We start from the raw sequence: 17,267 nt of genomic DNA, 5'->3' as shown, positions 1-17,267 counted from the left end.
CGACGCCGCCGCGATGATCGGATCCCGCGTCGGGTCGGCCGCGCCTCCCGGTCGGCCGTGGACCTGCCCGAAACCGGTAATCTCGGCCGGGTGGCAAGACAATCGGTGAGTCCGGCGGAGCTGCGATCAGCGGTGAACGCGGTCGGCGACTGGCTCCGGGACGACACGGTGGCCGCCCCCGCGCGCACCGAACTCGCGGCCGCGGTCCGCACCACCGCGCGCACCCTGGCCGCCTCGGCGCCCGGCCATTCGGTGGAGGTCCGCGTTCCCCCGTTCGTCGCGGTCCAATGCATCGAAGGCCCGCGGCACACCAGGGGCACCCCGCCGAACGTGGTCGAAACCGACCCGCGCACCTGGCTTCTCCTGGCCACCGGCCTGCTGGAATTCGCCGCCGCGCTCGACTCCGGCGCGCTCACCGCCTCGGGCAGCCGCGCGGGCGAGGTCGCGCACTGGCTCCCGATCGCCCGCGCCGAGGACTGATCTGCCGGATCAGGCGGCGGCGGGGGAGTTGTTGCTGCCGCGGTGCAGGCCCTTGTAGTCGTAGAAGCGGGAGATCACGGCGCCGAAGATCAGGCCGATGGCGAGGCCGAGGACGGCCATCCAGACGCCGCGGCTGAGGCCGGCCTCGAAGCTGGCGTCGAAGTAGAGGATGGCGCGGATGCCGAGGAAGACCTGGTGCATCGGTTCGAACGAGGCGAGCCAGCCGAAGTACTGCGGTGTCGCCTCGATCGGCACGGTGCCGCCGGAGGAGGGCAGGCCGAGAATGATGAACAGGATCAGGTTCACCAGCAGGCCGGCCGAGCCGATGGCGGCCAGCGTGGACAGCCCGGTTACGCCGACGGCGATGATCGCCAGCGCGCTGTAGAGGAACAGGGCCAGCGGGTGGTCGATCGGCATGTCCAGGATCGTGCCGACGATCAGGAAGACGCCCGAGACGATGTTCGCGGTCACCACCATCACGCCCCACTTGATCAGCAGGGTGTGGAAGCGGGAGATCGGCGTCGGCGGATAGTGCACGAACCACGGCCCGTACTCGGTGGGGATGAACCCGAGCTGGGCGTCGATCATGGTGTGGATGACCATCGCGCCGACCACCCCGGCGAGCAGCAACAGCAACGCGTAGAAGAACGCGCTGAGTCCCTGGCCGGTGCCGTCGGGCAGCGGGTGGTACTGCTGGACAACGACTTTCACCGGATCGGCGAGCGCGACCCGGGCCGCGCCGGACAACTCGGGCGCGGGCGGCGCGCCGGGCTGCGGCTTGAGCTGCTCGGTCACCTGATCGGTGAGCTGCCTGCCGACCTGCTTGTTCACCTCGGTCAGCGCCTGATTGCCGACCCGCAGCACGATCTGGGTGCCGAACGCGCCGGTGCGCGGATTGGTCTGCATGGTGATGATCGGGCGTTCCATCTCACCGGGAATCACGCTGCCGACGCCGAGGATGCCGAGGCGCTTGCTGAAGTCGCTGGGGATGATCAGCGCGCCGTAGACCTTGCCGGCCTGCATCTGCCGCTCGGACTCGCTGATGCTGAGTACCCGCAGGTCGACCTTGTCCGCGGGCACCCCCTTCGCCAGCGCGTCGGTGATCTGGTTGCCGAAATTCACCTGCTGCTGACGATCGGCGGTTTTGATGACATCGCCCACATCTTGGTTCACCAGCGCGATCGGGAAATCGTGCAGATTCTTCTCCGGATCGACGACGTAATCCAGATACATGATGCTGAGCAACGCGGTCAGCAGGGTCAGCACGGCGATGGGAAACAGCACCATACGTGCCCATGGCCTGCGTGGCGGCGGGGTGGTCCCGGTGGTCGATCCCGTCCCGCTGCCTGAATCCGCGCTGTCGGTAGTCGTCACGGCTCGCACCGTAACAGCTGCCGCGGCCGAATTTCCCGGCCCGCTCGCCACGCCGATTGCTGCTCGTATGCGGTGGGGGTGATCGTGATCGAACTTTCACCCGTAGACTGGGTTCTGCCCCCAGCCCGCCCGAACAGGGAGCACACGGTGACCAAGGCCGAACTGCCGGTTGACGCTATTTCCGCCACCTCCGATCAGGTCGAGAACGAGCCACGCGAAGAGTGTGGCGTGTTCGGCGTCTGGGCGCCGAGCGAAGACGTGGCGAAGCTCACGTACTACGGTTTGTACGCGCTGCAGCACCGCGGGCAGGAGGCGGCGGGCATCGCGGTATCCGACGGTTCGCAGATCCTGGTTTTCAAGGATCTCGGGTTGGTCAGTCAGGTATTCGACGAGCAGACCCTGGCCGCCATGCCGGGCCACATCGCCGTCGGCCACTGCCGCTACTCCACGACGGGCGGCGTGACCTGGGAAAACGCTCAGCCCATCTTCCGCACCACCTCGGTTGGTTCCGGACTTGCCCTGGGGCACAACGGAAATCTGGTCAACACCGCCGAATTGGCAGGCCGGGCAAGGGAATACGGACTCATCGGCGCGACGGTGGCCAACGGCCGCCCGCAGCCGATCGCCGCCACCTCCGACTCCGACGTGATCACCGCCCTGCTCGCGCACGCCTCCGCCGACTCCAGCATCGAGCAGGCCGCGCTGGAATTGCTGCCGACGCTGAAGGGCGCGTTCTGCCTGACCTTCATGGACGAGCACACCCTTTACGCCGCGCGGGACCCGCACGGCGTGCGCCCGCTGTGCCTGGGCAGGCTCGACCGTGGCTGGGTCGTTGCCAGTGAAACCGCCGCGCTGGACATCGTCGGCGCCGCGTTCGTCCGGGAGATCGAACCCGGCGAACTGCTGGCGATCGATGCCGACGGCGTGCGGTCGATGCGCTTCGCCAACCCCGAGCCCAAGGGCTGCGTCTTCGAATTCGTCTATCTGGCCAGGCCGGACAGCACCATCTCCGGCCGCTCGGTGCACGCCACCCGGGTCGAGATCGGCCGACTATTGGCCAAGGAGCATCCGGTCGACGCCGATCTGGTGATCCCGGTGCCCGAATCCGGCACCCCGGCCGCGGTCGGTTACGCGCAGGGCTCCGGCGTGCCCTACGGCCAGGGTCTGATGAAGAACGCCTACGTCGGGCGCACCTTCATCCAGCCGAGCCAGACCATTCGCCAGCTCGGCATCCGGCTCAAGCTCAATCCGTTGCGCGAGGTCATCCGCGGCAAGCGGCTCATCGTGGTGGACGACTCGATCGTGCGCGGCAACACCCAGCGCGCGCTGATCCGCATGCTGCGCGAGGCCGGCGCGCTGGAGATCCACGTCCGGATCGCGTCGCCGCCGGTGAAGTGGCCGTGCTTCTACGGCATCGACTTCGCCTCGCCTGCCGAGTTGATCGCCAACGGCGCGGGAGCGGAGCCTGCGGAGCGACCAGATAACCTTGCGCCCGAGTCCGCTGCTTTCCACGAGATGGTGGAGGGGGTGCGGCGCTCGATCGGCGCGGACACCCTCGGCTACATCTCCACCGAGGGCATGATCGCCGCCACCGAGCAGCCGCGCTCGCGGCTGTGCTGTGCCTGCTTCGACGGCAACTACCCGATCGCGCTGCCCACCGAGGCGGCCATCGGCAAGAACGTGCTCGAGGGCATGCTCACCGGGCAGCCGGAGTCCCTGTTGCTCGGTGAGAACGCGAACGCCAGCGCGCTGAGCCGTCCCTGATCCAACGGGCGGTCGTGTTACACGGCCGCCCGTCGAGTGCCGGTATCTCCGACACATAGCTGTCGCGGTACCGAGCACATAGCCGTCCCGTTTTCGAGCACATCGTTGTCTCGATTTCGAGCGGATTCTTCGTCATCGTCGACACCCCTCCGGCGTGGCCGGGCATACCCAAAACATGGTGTGCGCACGGCGGGTCGATCGCGCGCGTCGCGGCCGCCCGCGCTATTTGGCTACCGACGTGCCGTGGCGTACTTGTGACACGTCAATCGCCGGGAGGGCGCGTTCCTGGACATTCGTCCGGTGATCTGGCCCCTGCGATGCGCAATTTGCAACGCGACTTAATCTTCCGATCATTTTTCTGTGAAAACGCAACGTGCCGGAAATGGTTCGTGGGTACGGTGCCCGTCAGATCGGAAGTTCATATGTGTCCGCACCTGTCCTGCGATCCAGGACACCGTGGTGCGGCGCTCGAGAAGTGGGGCCCTGATGTTGGTTTCTAGAACACCTGGGGGCCGGACCCGGACGCGAGCCATCGCGGCCGTCGGCCTGGCGACGCTGGTTGCGTCCGCCTTGGCCGGCTGCGGTTCGGGCCGGACCGGTGATGGTGGTGACGGTGGTGGCTTGGTGGCCGGCACCACGGACAAGATCTTCTCGCTCGACCCGGCGGCCGCCTATGACAACGGCTCCCTGGTCGCGGAAACGCAGTTCTACCAGTACGTGTTGAACTTCGCGCCCGGCGACGCGACGCCGAAGCCGGACGCTGCGGAGAAGTGTGATTTCACCTCCCCCACGGTGTACTCCTGCACCATGAAGGCGGGCCTGAAGTTCGCCAACGGCAACCCGTTGACGGCCAAGAGCGTCAAGTTCTCCTTCGACCGGATGCTCAAGATCAACGACCCGAACGGCCCCGCCTCGCTGCTCGGCAACCTGGAGAAGACCGAGGCCCCGGACGACCGCACGGTCAACTTCACCCTGAAGGTCGCCAACGACCAGACCTTCCCGGCGATCCTGCCGACCCAGGCCGGTCCGATCGTGGACGAGAAGGTCTACTCGCCGGACAAGGTGATGGCCGACGAGGACGTGGTGAAGAACAAGGGCTACTCCGGCCCGTACACCATCGCCAGCTACGACAAGAACAAGCTGGTCGAGTACACGGCGTTCCCCGATTACAACGGCATCCTCGGTACCCCGAAGACCAAGACGGTCTCCACCAAGTACTACGCCACCACCGACAACATGAAGCTCGACCTGCAGAACGGGTCGCTCGACGTCGGCTACCGGTCCTTCACCCCCACCGACATCGGCTCGCTGCGCGGCGACAACAAGGTCGCGGTGCACGAGGGCCCCGGCGGTGAGCTGCGCTACATCGTGTTCAACATGAACACCATGCCGGGCGGCACGCCGGAGCAGAAGCTGGCCGTGCGCAAGGCACTCGCCTCCACCGTCGACCGCGCCGCGCTGGCCGAGGGTGTCTACAAGGGCACCTACCTGCCCGCGTATTCCTCGATCCCGCAGGGCGTTCCGGGTGCGGCCGAGCCGTACAAGGACATCTACGGCGCGGGCCCGAGCAAGGAGAAGGCGGCGAAGTTCCTCGCCGACGCCGGCGTCGCGACGCCGGTCGAACTGAACCTGCAGTACAACCCGGACCACTACGGTTCGAGCAGCTCCGAGGAATACGCGGCGCTCAAGTCGCAGCTCGAGGCCAGCGGCCTGTTCCGGGTGAACCTGCAGTCCACCGAATGGGTGAGCTACCAGCGTGAGCGCGCCCGCGACTCCTACCCGCTGTACCAATTCGGCTGGTTCCCGGACTTTCCGGACCCGGACAACTACCTGACCCCGTTCTTCGCGCCGAACAACTTCCTGCAGTCGCACTTCGAGAACCCGGGCATCACCGCCCAGCTGCTCGCGGAGACCACGACGACGGACAAGAACAAGCGGCTCGAGATCCTCAAGGGTGTCCAGACGGACCTGGCGCAGAACTTCGTGCCGATCCTTCCGCTGCTGTCCGGCAAGCAGATCGCCGTCTCCGGCAAGAACGTGCAGGGCGTTGAACAGACACTCGACGCGTCCTTCAAGTTCCGTTACACGGTGCTGAGCAAGTGACATCCGGCGAAGCCGGGCCCGGGACGATAGCTGCTCCAGAAACGAAGCCAGCGCCGGCCCGGGCCCGGCGCTTCGGCGTGCCCCGACCAAAGAAGGGCGGCAGCGATTCTCGCCAGCTCGCCCTGCTGCGTTACCTCGGCGTGCGACTGCTGCTGATCCCGGTGACCGCGTGGATCCTGGCCACCGTCGTGTTCTTCCTGATGCGCGTGGCGGGCGATCCGATCAGTGCGGCCATGGGTGGGCGAATGACCCAGGAGCAGATCGAGATCCGTAAGGAGGCGGCCGGGCTGAACCGGCCGATCCTGTCGCAGTACTGGGACTACATCTCCGGGCTGCTGCGCGGGGATTTCGGTAAGTCGCAGGACAACCGCCAGATCAGCGACGTGATCACCACCTACGGCGCGGCGTCGGCGGAGCTGATGTTCTGGGCGCTCATCGTGGCCTTCGCGATCGGCATCCCGCTGGGCAGATACGCGGCGACGCACCGGGATTCGATCTCCGACACCGGTCTGCGGTTGTTCGCGATCCTGGCCTACGCGGCGCCGGTGTTCTTCGTCGGCCTGCTGCTGAAGCTGGTCTTCGCGGTGAAGCTGGGCTGGCTGCCGGTCGCGGGCCGGGCCAGCACGAACGTCGAGCTGCAACTGCAGCACGTCTCGCCGAAGACGAACGTCATGCTGATCGACGGATTCCTGTACGGGGACACCGATTACATCATCGATGTGCTCAAACACGCTGTCCTACCGGCGATTGCGCTCGGGCTGCTCACCGCGGGCATCTTCCTGCGGCTGGTGCGGATCAACCTTATCCAGACGCTGCGTTCGGACTACGTGGACGCCGCGCGGGCGCGTGGCCTCTCCCAGCGGGTGGTCACCGGACGACACGCGTTCCGCAACGCGATGATTCCGATCGTCACCGTGATGGGCATGCAGATCGCCATGATGCTCGGCGGCGCCGTGCTGACCGAGACCACCTTCGAGTGGAAGGGCCTCGGCTATCAGCTCGCGCAGTATCTGTCCGCCCGGGACTTCGTGGCGGTGCAGGGCATCGTCGCGTTCATCGCGATCTTCGTCGCGTTGATGAGCTTCCTCGTGGATACCCTTGTCGCACTGATCGATCCGAGGGTGAGGTTCTGATGACCGCACCGGAATTGCTGAACGAGCCTGTCGTCACGCCGGTGGTACCGCCGTCGGGCCGGCGCGGCATCCCCGGCCTCCGGCTGTTCACGATGACCGCGGGCCTGCAACGCGCGACGCTGATCCTCGGTCTGGCGCTGGTCGCCGTGTTCGTGCTCGCGGCCATCTTCGCGCCGCTGATCGCGCCCTACGGGTTCGCCCAAAGCGCCTCCGACGGTGTCGATTTCGTCCGTCAGCAGGCGCCGTCGGCGGACCACTGGTTCGGCACCTCGGTGCGCGGCGAGGACGTGTTCTCCCGGGTGATCTGGGGCGCGCGCACCGCACTGTTCGTGATCGTGATCTCGCTGGTGCTCTCGTTGTTCATCGGCGTGCCGCTCGGCCTGCTGTCGGGTTACCTCGGCCGCTGGTTCGACCGGGTGCTGGTGCTGTTCATGGACGCGATGTACGCCTTCCCGACGCTGCTGCTGGCGATCGTGGTGTCCATCGTGGTCGCCGGCGGCCGGTCGACCAGCCTGGGCGGCGTGCTGTCCGCGGCGGTGGCGATCACGGCGGTCTTCGTGCCGCAATACTTCCGGGTGGTGCGCAACGCGACCGTCTCGGTGAAGAACGAGCCGTACGTGGACGCCGCGCGGGTGACCGGCGCGTCCACCGCGCGAATCCTGTTCCGGCACATCTTCGCCAACGTCACCCAGTCGCTGCCGGTCATCGTCACGCTCAACGGGTCCGAGGCTATCCTGACCCTGGCCGGCCTCGGCTTCCTCGGGTTCGGCATCGAGCCGACCCAGGCCGCCGAGTGGGGCTACGACCTGAACAAGGCGCTCTCGGATGTCTCCAACGGCATCTGGTGGACCGGTATCTTCCCCGGTTTCGCCATCGTGCTGGTGGTGCTCGGCATGACGCTGGTCGGCGAGAGCCTCAACGAGGTGCTCAACCCGGTGCTGCGCACCCGGCGCGCGGTCGCCGTCGCGTCCGGCGACACGATCACCGTCGCGGGCGTGGAAACCGCTGAACCCGAGGTGGATCCGGCCAAGGACCGCACCGCGGGGAAGGAGACATCATGACTGAGCCAGCCGTGGTCACCGACCGCAGCAAGCCGGCCCTGTCCATCGAATCGCTGTCGGTCACCTTCGCCACCGACGCCGGACCCGTCTACGCGGTCACCGACGTCTCCTACGAGGTGTATCCCGGCGAGGTGCTGGCCATCGTCGGCGAGTCCGGCTCGGGCAAGTCGGTGAGCTCACGCACCGCGATGGGCCTGTTGCCGTTGACCGCGCGGGTGCGCGGCCTGGTCACGCTCGGCACCGAGGCCATCACCTCGATGAACGAGCGCCAGCTCACCGCGCTGCGCGGCGGCGCCATCTCCATGGTGTTCCAGGAGCCGGGCCTCGCGCTCGACCCGCTGTTCACCGTCGGCTTCCAGATCGGCGAGGCGCTGCGCGCGCATTCGCAGATGAGCAAGAAGGACGCCAAGGCCCGCGCGATCGAACTGCTCCGCATGGTCGGCCTGCCCGACCCGGAGCATCGGGTGGACTACTACCCGCACCAGCTCTCCGGCGGCCAGAAGCAGCGCGTGGTGATCGCCATCGCCATCGCCTGCGAGCCGAAGGTGATCATCGCCGACGAGCCGACCACGGCCCTCGACGTGACGGTGCAGGCGGAGATCCTGGAGCTGCTGCGGGATCTGCGCGACCGGATCGGCAGCGCCATCGTGCTGATCACGCACAACATGGGCGTGGTGGCCGACCTGGCCGACCGCGTCGTGGTGATGCGCAACGGCAAGGTGGTCGAGCAGGCGCCGGTGGACGAGCTGTTCGCCAGCCCGAAGCAGGACTACACCCGGGCGCTGCTCGCGGCCGTGCCCCACCTCGGCACCGAGCAGCTGGCGCACGGTCCGGCCGAGGAGGTGGCCTCGACCGCCGAGCCGGTGCTCGAGGTGTGCGACCTGGTCGTCGAGTTCCCCGGCTCGTTCGGTCGGCCCGTGTTCCGCGCGGTCGACGATGTCAATCTGTGCATCGGGCCCGGCGAAACCCTCGGCCTGGTGGGCGAATCCGGCTCGGGCAAGTCGACCATCGGCCGCTGCGTCGCCGCGCTGCAACGCCCGACCTCGGGCGTGGTGAAGATCCGCGGGCAGGACATCGCCGGCATGTCCGGGCGCAAGATGAAGCCGATTCGGCGGCGCTTCGGGTTCGTGTTCCAGGACCCGGCCAGCTCGCTGAACCCGCGGCTCACCGTGGGCGAGTGCGTGGCCGAGCCGCTGCTCGTGCACAAGATGGGCAGCGCGGCCGAGATCAAGGCGCGGGTGCGCAAACTGCTCGACGACGTGCAGCTGCCCGCGGGTACCGAACGCCGGTATCCGCACGAGCTGTCCGGCGGTCAGCGCCAGCGCGCGAGCCTGGCCAGGGCCCTGGTCCTGGACCCGGATCTGCTGGTCGCCGACGAGCCGACCAGCGCGCTGGACGTCTCGGTGCAGGCCGCGGTGCTGGAGTTGTTCGGGCAGCTGCAGCGCGAATGCGGCTGGGCCTGCCTGTTCATCAGCCACGATCTCGCGGTGGTCGACCAGCTGGCCGACCGGATCGTGGTGCTGCGCAACGGCGCGGTGGTCGAGCAGGGTGACCGAGATCGCATCCTGCGGGCGCCGACCGAGGAGTACACCCAGCGCCTGGTGGCCGCGGTGCCGGTGCCGGATCCGGTGGAGCAGCGCAGACGCCGGGCGGAGTCGGCGGCGTTGTTCGCCACGCAGGTCGGATGACGCGACAAGTGATTTCGTGAGCACCGGGGTAACTCGTCGGGTGCGCCCGGTACTCGGCGAGTTACCCAACCGGCAGCCCGGTTGTCAAGTCCTGCGGCACTGCACGACCGGCAAAAGGCGCGCAAAGGCCGGAAGGCGTCAATACCGGTGCGGGAGCGTTATCGGGTTCCGGTAGCGTGAGCAGGCATCTATCCGCCGATTCGGTTTGGAGCTTTCCCCGAAAATGACTGAACAGACCCCCAGTGGTGGTGCCTCTTACGCCGCGGCAGGCGTGGACATCGAGGCAGGTGACCGCGCAGTCGAGTTGTTCGGGCCATTGGCGAAGAAGGCGAGCCGGCCCGAGGTCCAAGGCGGCCTCGGCGGATTCGCCGGACTGTTCGCGCTGAAGGGCGGATACCGCGAACCACTACTCGCCGCGTCCACCGACGGGGTCGGCACCAAGATCGCGGTGGCCCAGGCGATGGACAAGCACGACACCGTCGGCCTCGACCTGGTCGCGATGGTCGTCGACGACCTCGTCGTGTGCGGCGCCGAGCCGCTGTTCCTGCAGGACTACATCGCCATCGGCAAGGTCGTCCCGGAGAAGGTCGCCGAGCTGGTCTCCGGCATCGCCGAGGGCTGCGTCCGGGCCGGCTGCGCGCTGCTGGGCGGCGAGACCGCCGAGCACCCCGGCCTGATGGACCCGGACGACTACGACCTGTCCGCGACCGGTGTCGGCGTGGTCGAAGCCGACGCGGTGCTCGGCCCGGACCGGGTGCGCCCCGGTGACGTGGTCATCGCGATGGGCTCGTCCGGCCTGCACTCCAACGGCTACAGCCTGGCCCGCAAGGTGCTGCTCGACATCGACCGGATGTCGCTCACCGGGCATGTCGAGGAGTTCGGCCGCACGCTCGGCGAGGAACTGCTGGAGCCGACCCGGATCTACGCCAAGGACTGCCTCGCGCTGATCGCCGAGACCGACGTGCGGACCTTCGCCCACGTCACCGGCGGCGGACTGGCCGCCAACCTGGGCCGGGTGCTGCCCGCGGGCATGGTGGCCGAGCTGGATCGCGGCACCTGGAACCCGGCGCCGGTGTTCAAGATGATCGCGCAGCGCGGCCGGGTCGAGCGGGTCGAGATGGAGAAGACGTTCAACATGGGCGTCGGCATGGTCGCCATCGTCGCCCCCGAGGACGTGGACCGGGCGCTGGCCGTGCTGACCGCGCGGCACATCGAATGCTGGACCCTGGGCACCGTGAAGAAGGCCAAGGATTCCGACGCCCTGCGTGCCGTTCTGGTGGGCGAACACCCGCGCTTCTGAGAAGCCCGTATCCGAACACACACCAGCGTCCCGCATCGCTCAGATGCGGGACGCTGGTGTGTTCTAAGCTTTTTCGGCGTTATCCGTCAACGCGCGGCAACGGCAGAAAGAGGAGGCACGTTGACCTCCCCTTTCGAACGTTACTTCGAGTCAGCGGCGCCAGTCGTCGTAGTCGTCCTCTTCGAATTGAGATGAGGACTTGTCCGCGTCGTGCTCATCGGACAGCACACCACTCCGTTGGGAGTGGGGGCTTCCCGAAAGCTCGCGCTGAAGGCTCGCGAAATCGCTCGGCGGGCTGCTGTACTTCAGCTCGCGTGCGACCTTGGTCTGCTTTGCCTTAGCCCGGCCACGGCCCATGGCTGACCCCCTCGCGTCACTGCGGGGCGGCCTGGGGTTTGGTTGGCGGCCCCGTTCGAATTAATACTCTTCCTGACAGACACTTTAGCGTGTGTCCGGCCGTCCCGCTTCCAGGAGTGGGTGAAGAACCTCCGAAGTGGTTCTGTTTGCCCGGTTGTCGCCCTCGGCCGGTCCGGCTAGAGCACCCCCGGGATCGCCCGGATCACGCCGACCCTGGCACCGCCGCCGAGCACCGCGGGGGCCGCCAGCTCGGTGTGCGCGTCGGTCCAGTCGACGCCGATCCGCTGCAAAATTGCCAGCGTCAGGGGGATTCGGGCCCGGTCGCTACCGTCCTCGATCTTGTACGCGAAGGCCGTTCCGTCGGGCAGCGCACCGGCGTGCACCCCATCCGCGCCGATCTTGCAGACCAGTCCGGGGGTGGCCTGCATGGTCAGCAGATCGGGTGCGTTGGTGCCCGAAATCACTCGCGGATGGGCGCGGATGGCGTCCGCGACGCGCCGCTCCGGCGCGTCGGAATCGGCGGTCGCCATGGTGGCGAACACCCGGGCGAGATTGACCAGCGACACCGGAATGATCGGCAGGCCACAGCCGTCGATGCCGAGATCGGTCTCCGGTTCACCGGTGAGATCGGCGATGGTGGCGATGACCGCCTGCTGCAGCGGATGCGCCTCGTCGAGGTAGCCCTCGGTCGGCCAGTCGTTGATCTTGCAGGTCGCCAGCATCGCGGCGTGCTTGCCCGAGCAGTTCATGTAGATCCGGCGCGGTTCGTGCGAACCCGAGAGCACGGCCGCGCGCGCCTTCTCGTCGACCGGCAGATCGGGCGGGCATTCGAGGGACTTCTCGTCGAAGCCGAAGCGGTCGAGCAGTCTGCGCACCAGCGCGACATGATCGGGCTCGCCGTAGTGCGAGGCGGTCGCGATGGCCAGCTCGGCGTCGTCGACCGGCTCGAATCCGTGGCGCAGCAGGGTGATCGCCTGCATGGGCTTGTTGGTCGAGCGGGGGAAGATCGGCAGGTGCACCTCGCCGAGGGTGAGCGTCGGCTCGCCCGCCGGATCGAGGATGACGGCTGAGCCGCGGTGCACGCACTCGCGGAAGCCGGAGCGGACTACTTCGACCAGTTCCACACTCACAGTTGCGCTCCCGTGTCGAGTTCGGTGCCACGTCGGGTGGCCGGTTGGGCGGATTCGCCGGCCCGTCGCCGGGCCGCGCGGTCGGCGTTGGCGTGCCTGCGGGCGTGCCGCTCGACCTGCCTGCGCACCTCGTCGGAGATGGTCGGCTCGGCGGCGAGCAGGATGGCGAGCAGATCGGGGTCGTCGCCGGTGAACAGATCACGGGCGGTGATGCCGTGGTCCGGGACGTGCACCACGGACACCCGGTCACCCGCGCCGATCGTGCCCTCGGTGAGCACGCGCAGGTAGGCGCCGGTGTCGGCCTGCAGGGTGAATCGCTTGACCCACTGGGCTTCTCCGCTCCAGTGCTGGAAGGTGGCGCACGGTACGCGCGGCGCGCTCACCTCGAGCAGCGTGTCGCCGATGGCCCAGCGCGCGCCGAGCACCGCGTCGCTCACCGCGAGGCCGGCGATGCGCAGGTTCTCGCCGAACCAGCCGGCGGGCAGCTCCCGATCGAGGGCGCTGCCCCAGCGCCGGGCGTCCTCGTCGGCGTAGGCGTAGACGGCCTGATGCACGCCGCCGTGGTCGTCGGTATTGCACACGTGATCGCCGTCGAGACCGAGTGCGCGCACCGCGACCCGGCCCGGCATCGGGCGTTTGTCGATCGCGGACCTGCCGACCCGGCCCGGCACGTCGAGCTCGGCGTGCACCACGCAGACGGCAAGGACCTCGCCGGAATCAGTGGTTCGCATCGGCGGCACTCCTCTCGTGGTGTCGTCGGGGCTGCGCCGGGAAGTTGGCGGCGGGGAATGGTTCAGCGCGAAACTCGGAGCGTGCGCCCCTTCGGTATTCGGCGGTCATGGTCGGGTCAGCGTCCGCGGAGCCGATCGACGGCGAGCCTGCCCGCCTGCGGTGAGTCGTCCGACGGCACCGAGTCCGGGTCGATGGCCGCGGCGGCCGGGCCCGCGGTCAGCGCGGTGTCGGCGGGGACGGTGCGTTTGATCAGCGCGAGCGCGATCGGGCCGAGCTCGTAGTGGTCGATGACGGTGCCGAGGCGGCCGATCGCGCGGCCGCCCGCGGTGACGTCGGCGCCGGTCTCGGGCCGCTCGTCGGCCGAGCCGTCCAGGTGCAGCAGCACCAGGTGCCGCGGCGGCTTGCCGAGATTGTGCACCCTGGCCACGGTCTCCTGGCCGCGATAGCAGCCCTTGTTCAGATGCACGGCGCCGAATTCGGCGGGCCCGCCGATCCAGCGGGCCTCGTGCGGGATGGTGCGCTCGTCGGTGTCGAGTCCGATCCGCGGGCGCACGGCGGCGACGCGCAGCGCCTCGAAGGTCCACATGCCCGCGGGTTCGGCTCCGGCCTCGGTCAGGCGGGTCCAGAACTCGGCGAGCCGATCGCGGGGGATGACCAGATCGAACGAGTCGGCGGTCGGCCACGGCATCCGGCGAACGAATCCGCCGTCCGGCAGCGCGACCGCCGCGTAGGCGCCGGGCACGGTCGTGACGCCGAGGGCGGCGAGCACGTCCGCCGCCTTCGGTCCGAGCAGGCTCAGTACCGCGTGATCCGCCTCGGCGGGCTGGGCGTCGGCCCAGAAGACCATCTTCTTCAGGAAGTCCAGCAGCGCTGGGCCGCGGTCGCCCTCGGTGTCGATCCAGACCGTGCTGTTCAGCTCGGTGAGTACGAAGTGGTTCAGCACCCGGCCGTTCAGATCGAGGTCGAGGTTCTCCGCCGACTGCCCGTCGCCCAGGGTGGCGATGTGCTGGCTGGAGATGGTGTGCAGCCAGGTCAGCCGCTCGTTGCCGGTGATCCGGAGGACGAAACGATGCGACCGATCGATGACCGCGGCGCGCTCCACCGCGGCCCGTTGTTCACCGAGCGGATCACCGTAGTGCCAGGCGACGGCGGCATCGGGCGAGCCCGGCGCTCCCGCGACGGCTCCCGAAACAGCGAGGATGGGGCTGGGCGCAACGACCACGGACACGTTTCCACTGTAGGCGGGGTCGCGCTCGGGTGCCCGAACCGGGGCTGCGGAGAGACGGTTGTGCCGTCGTCCGCGCGGCCTGCGCGTGAACCACGGACGGCGGCTTGTAAAAGATGCCGCGAAGTCTTCCGTGACCTAGGCGAGACATTGCCGAACCGCCTAGTCTCGACGCATGGTAGATCGGGTTCTTGTCTCACTCGACGGCGCGGTCCGGGACGCGGACGCGCCGTTGTTGTATGCGGACGATATCGGCGTATTGCGTGGCGACGGTATTTTCGAAACGGTGCTGGTGCGCGCGGGCAACGCGTGCGCGATCGAATTTCATCTAGGCAGGCTGCGTCGCTCGGCGCAGGCGCTGGATCTGCCCGAGCCAGAACTCGGCCGGTGGCGCGAGGCGGTCGAGCGAGCCGCGAAGGAGTGGGGAACCGATCGCGAGGGCGTGATGCGGCTGGTGCTCACCCGCGGCCGGGACAGCGAGCTGTCCGGGGTGGCGGAGAAGGTGACGTCCGGTGATCTGGCCGCCGCCGTTCCGGTGCCTACCGCGTACGTGCTCGTGCTGCCGGTGCCGGATCGGGTGCAGAAGGCGCGCGCCGAGGGCGTCTCGGTGGTGACGCTGTCCCGGGGCATCTCGATCGACCTGGCGCAGGCGGCGCCGTGGCAGCTGCTCGGTGCGAAGACCCTGTCCTATGCCTCCAACATGGCGGCGCTGCGGTTCGCCGCGCGGATGGGCGCCGACGATGTGATCTTCACCAGCACCGAGAACCGGGTGCTGGAAGGCCCGCGCTCGTCCGTGGTGATCGCCAGGGACAAGCAGCTGATCACCCCGCCCGCGAAAAACGGTGTGCTGCCGGGTGTCACGCAGCGCGCGCTGTTCGCCGAGGCGGAGAAGGCCGGGTGGGAGTGCGTGTACAAGTCGCTGTTCACCGCCGATCTGCTCACCTGTGACAGCGTGTGGCTGATGTCCAGCATCTCGCTCGCGGCGCGGGTGAATTCGCTGGACGGGCTGCGGATGTCGGCCCCGGACAACGCGCAGGAGATCATCGATCTGGTCGATCGGGGGATCGAGCGAGCGGGCGCCATCGGCGATTGGTGAGACTCCCGGGGGCTAATCGGCCTCCGGGGAGCATTCAGGCTGGACCCGTGTGCCTCGCCGGTGCCGTTGGTGGACCGGCGGCAGCGTCGTGGGCGAGTCGGCCGGTAGCCGGTGAGTTACCTGTGCGTCGGCGAAAGCAGCCGTCACTGCGTGATCTCGGTCCTATCGCCATCGATGCGAGAAGTAAACATGCTGGTAGCGGCCGAACTGATACGCGTGTCGTGGCGTAGGACTCATTGTTCTGGACCCTCCCGGACGTAGGATTACTACGTCATGTCGTAGACGACGAGGAGGTCGTGGCCGATGAGTGAGCGCAGTGAGGCGCAGTCATGAACGCCCTGGACATCTCGCGATGGCAGTTCGGCATCACGACGGTCTACCACTTCTTGCTGGTGCCGCTGACTATCGGACTTGCTCCGCTCGTCGCCGCCATGCAGACCGCGTGGGTCATCACCGGCAAGGATCACTGGCTGCGGCTGACCAAGTTCTTCGGCAAGCTGTTCCTGATCAACTTCGCGCTCGGCGTCGCCACCGGCATCGTGCAGGAATTCCAGTTCGGGATGAACTGGAGCGAGTACTCCCGGTTCGTCGGTGACGTGTTCGGCGCGCCGCTCGCGCTGGAGGGCCTGGTCGCCTTCTTCATGGAGTCGACGTTCCTCGGGCTGTGGATCTTCGGCTGGTCGCGATTGCCGAAACTCGCGCACCTGGCCGCGATCTGGATGGTCGCCATCGGCGTGAACGCGTCGGCCTACTTCATCGTCGCGGCGAACTCGTTCATGCAGCATCCGGTCGGAGCGCGGTTCAATCCGGAGACCGGGCGGGCCGAGCTCGACAGCATCGTCGCGGTGCTCACGAACAACACACTGCTGGCGGCCTTTCCGCACGTCGTCGCCGGATCCTTCGTCACGGCAGGCACTTTCGTGGCCGGCATCGCCGGCTGGTGGATGGTGCGCAAGGCGCGCAGCGGCGATGCCGCGCAGCTGACCGAGGCGCGCACCATGTGGCGGCCCGCGGCGCTGGCCGGCACCTGGGTGATGTTGATTTCGCTGGTCGCGCTGTTCTTCACCGGCGACACCCAGGGCAAGCTGATGTTCGAGCAGCAGCCGATGAAGATGGCCTCGGCGGAATCGTTGTGCCACACCGAAACCGACCCCGACTTCTCCATCCTCACCGTCGGCACGCACAACAATTGCGACAGCGTCACCCACGTGCTCGAGGTGCCGTTCGTGCTGCCCTACCTGGCCAAGGGTCAGTTCAGCGACGTCACCCTGCCCGGCGTGGTCGATCTGCAAAAGGAATACAACGAGAAGTACGGCGTCGGCGACTACCGGCCGAACCTGTTCGTCACCTACTGGTCCTTCCGCGCGATGATCGGCCTGGCCGCGGGCTCGGCGCTGCTCGCGCTCGCCGGACTGTGGCTGACCCGACGCGGCCGGGTGCCGAACGAACGCTGGTTCTCCTGGCTCAGCCTGCTGATGATCCCGACGCCGTTCCTGGCCAACAGCGCGGGCTGGGTATTCACCGAAATGGGCCGCCAGCCCTGGGTTGTCGCGCCGAATCCGACGGGTGACCTGAACCTGCGGCTGATGGTGCAGCAGGGCGTGTCGAACCATTCGGCCGGGGTCGTGCTGTTCTCGCTGATCGTATTCACGCTGCTGTACGGCGGATTGGCGGTCGTCTGGTTCTACCTGATGCGGCGCTACGTGATTCACGGACCGGACCCGGCGCCGGCGACCACCGACGGTCCCGGCGATACCGGCGATCCTGGTCGGCACCGCGCCGAAGAGCCTGCCGTCGAACAACTTTCGTTCGCCTACTAGGAGC

At 67.9% G+C, this 17,267-nt stretch carries 14 protein-coding genes; 9 read left to right on the top strand and 5 right to left on the bottom strand.

Features of this window, described 5'->3' with window-relative positions; all coding sequences use genetic code 11:
* Positions 1-90 precede the first annotated feature (90 nt).
* Positions 91-480 (top strand): sterol carrier family protein, encoded by a 390-nt coding sequence (locus ACFYO1_RS39490; RefSeq protein WP_387243323.1) that lies wholly within the window; start codon positions 91-93, stop codon positions 478-480.
* 9 nt (positions 481-489) lie between these two features.
* Here the strand turns inward: ACFYO1_RS39490 and ACFYO1_RS39485 are convergent, their stop codons facing one another.
* Positions 490-1,767 (bottom strand): YhgE/Pip domain-containing protein, encoded by a 1,278-nt coding sequence (locus ACFYO1_RS39485; RefSeq protein WP_387244091.1) that lies wholly within the window; start codon positions 1,765-1,767, stop codon positions 490-492.
* Positions 1,768-2,001: 234 nt separating this feature from the next.
* On the opposite strand from ACFYO1_RS39485, the gene purF reads away from it, so the two are divergent.
* The 6 genes from purF (at position 2,002) to purM (ending at position 10,903) form a co-directional block, all read left to right on the top strand.
* Positions 2,002-3,618 (top strand): amidophosphoribosyltransferase, encoded by a 1,617-nt coding sequence (gene purF, locus ACFYO1_RS39480; protein ID WP_387243320.1) that lies wholly within the window; start codon positions 2,002-2,004, stop codon positions 3,616-3,618.
* Positions 3,619-4,104: 486 nt separating this feature from the next.
* The gene (locus tag ACFYO1_RS39475; protein WP_387243316.1) at positions 4,105-5,721 is read left to right on the top strand and encodes an ABC transporter substrate-binding protein; all 1,617 of its coding nucleotides are present in this window, start codon (positions 4,105-4,107) and stop codon (positions 5,719-5,721) included.
* A 122-nt stretch (positions 5,722-5,843) separates the two neighbouring features.
* A complete protein-coding gene (locus tag ACFYO1_RS39470) occupies positions 5,844-6,854 on the top strand; it encodes an ABC transporter permease (protein ID WP_387244088.1) in 1,011 nt (336 codons plus the stop codon).
* A complete protein-coding gene (locus tag ACFYO1_RS39465) occupies positions 6,854-7,915 on the top strand; it encodes an ABC transporter permease (RefSeq protein ID WP_387243313.1) in 1,062 nt (353 codons plus the stop codon). The genes ACFYO1_RS39470 and ACFYO1_RS39465 overlap by 1 nt, the downstream gene beginning before the upstream one ends.
* A complete protein-coding gene (locus ACFYO1_RS39460; protein WP_387243310.1) occupies positions 7,912-9,603 on the top strand; it encodes an ABC transporter ATP-binding protein in 1,692 nt (563 codons plus the stop codon). Before ACFYO1_RS39465 ends, ACFYO1_RS39460 begins: the two co-directional genes overlap by 4 nt.
* 223 nt (positions 9,604-9,826) lie before the next feature.
* Positions 9,827-10,903: a phosphoribosylformylglycinamidine cyclo-ligase gene (purM, locus tag ACFYO1_RS39455; RefSeq protein ID WP_107653981.1), complete on the top strand. Its 1,077-nt coding sequence runs from the start codon at positions 9,827-9,829 to the stop codon at positions 10,901-10,903.
* Between the two features lie 150 nt (positions 10,904-11,053).
* On the opposite strand, the gene ACFYO1_RS39450 is transcribed toward purM, so the two are convergent.
* The 4 genes from ACFYO1_RS39450 to ACFYO1_RS39435 all read right to left on the bottom strand — a co-directional run bounded on the left by ACFYO1_RS39450 (position 11,054) and on the right by ACFYO1_RS39435 (position 14,350).
* Positions 11,054-11,260 (bottom strand): DUF3073 domain-containing protein, encoded by a 207-nt coding sequence (locus ACFYO1_RS39450; RefSeq protein WP_150403870.1) that lies wholly within the window; start codon positions 11,258-11,260, stop codon positions 11,054-11,056.
* A 176-nt stretch (positions 11,261-11,436) separates the two neighbouring features.
* Positions 11,437-12,390 carry an asparaginase gene (locus tag ACFYO1_RS39445; protein WP_387243306.1) on the bottom strand — a complete coding sequence of 318 codons (954 nt, stop codon included), beginning with the start codon at positions 12,388-12,390 and terminating at the stop codon, positions 11,437-11,439.
* Positions 12,387-13,121 (bottom strand): MOSC domain-containing protein, encoded by a 735-nt coding sequence (locus ACFYO1_RS39440; protein WP_387243304.1) that lies wholly within the window; start codon positions 13,119-13,121, stop codon positions 12,387-12,389. The genes ACFYO1_RS39445 and ACFYO1_RS39440 overlap by 4 nt, the downstream gene beginning before the upstream one ends.
* Before the next feature lie 116 nt (positions 13,122-13,237).
* A complete protein-coding gene (locus ACFYO1_RS39435) occupies positions 13,238-14,350 on the bottom strand; it encodes a YgfZ/GcvT domain-containing protein (protein ID WP_387243301.1) in 1,113 nt (370 codons plus the stop codon).
* Between the two features lie 172 nt (positions 14,351-14,522).
* Between ACFYO1_RS39435 and ACFYO1_RS39430 the strand changes: the two genes are divergently transcribed.
* Entirely contained in the window at positions 14,523-15,443 is a 921-nt protein-coding gene (locus tag ACFYO1_RS39430; protein ID WP_387243298.1) for an aminodeoxychorismate lyase, read from the top strand.
* Positions 15,444-15,772: 329 nt separating this feature from the next.
* On the top strand, positions 15,773-17,263 hold the full coding sequence (locus ACFYO1_RS39425) for a cytochrome ubiquinol oxidase subunit I (protein ID WP_387243295.1): 1,491 nt from the start codon (positions 15,773-15,775) through the stop codon (positions 17,261-17,263).
* Positions 17,264-17,267 lie beyond the last annotated feature (4 nt).

Origin of the sequence: Nocardia sp. NPDC006044, from assembly GCF_042871115.1 — a bacterium.
In the GTDB taxonomy this organism is placed as follows: Bacteria; Actinomycetota; Actinomycetes; order Mycobacteriales; family Mycobacteriaceae; genus Nocardia.
Note: the sequence above shows the minus strand (reverse complement) of the source record. Positions and strands in the feature narration are given on the sequence as shown.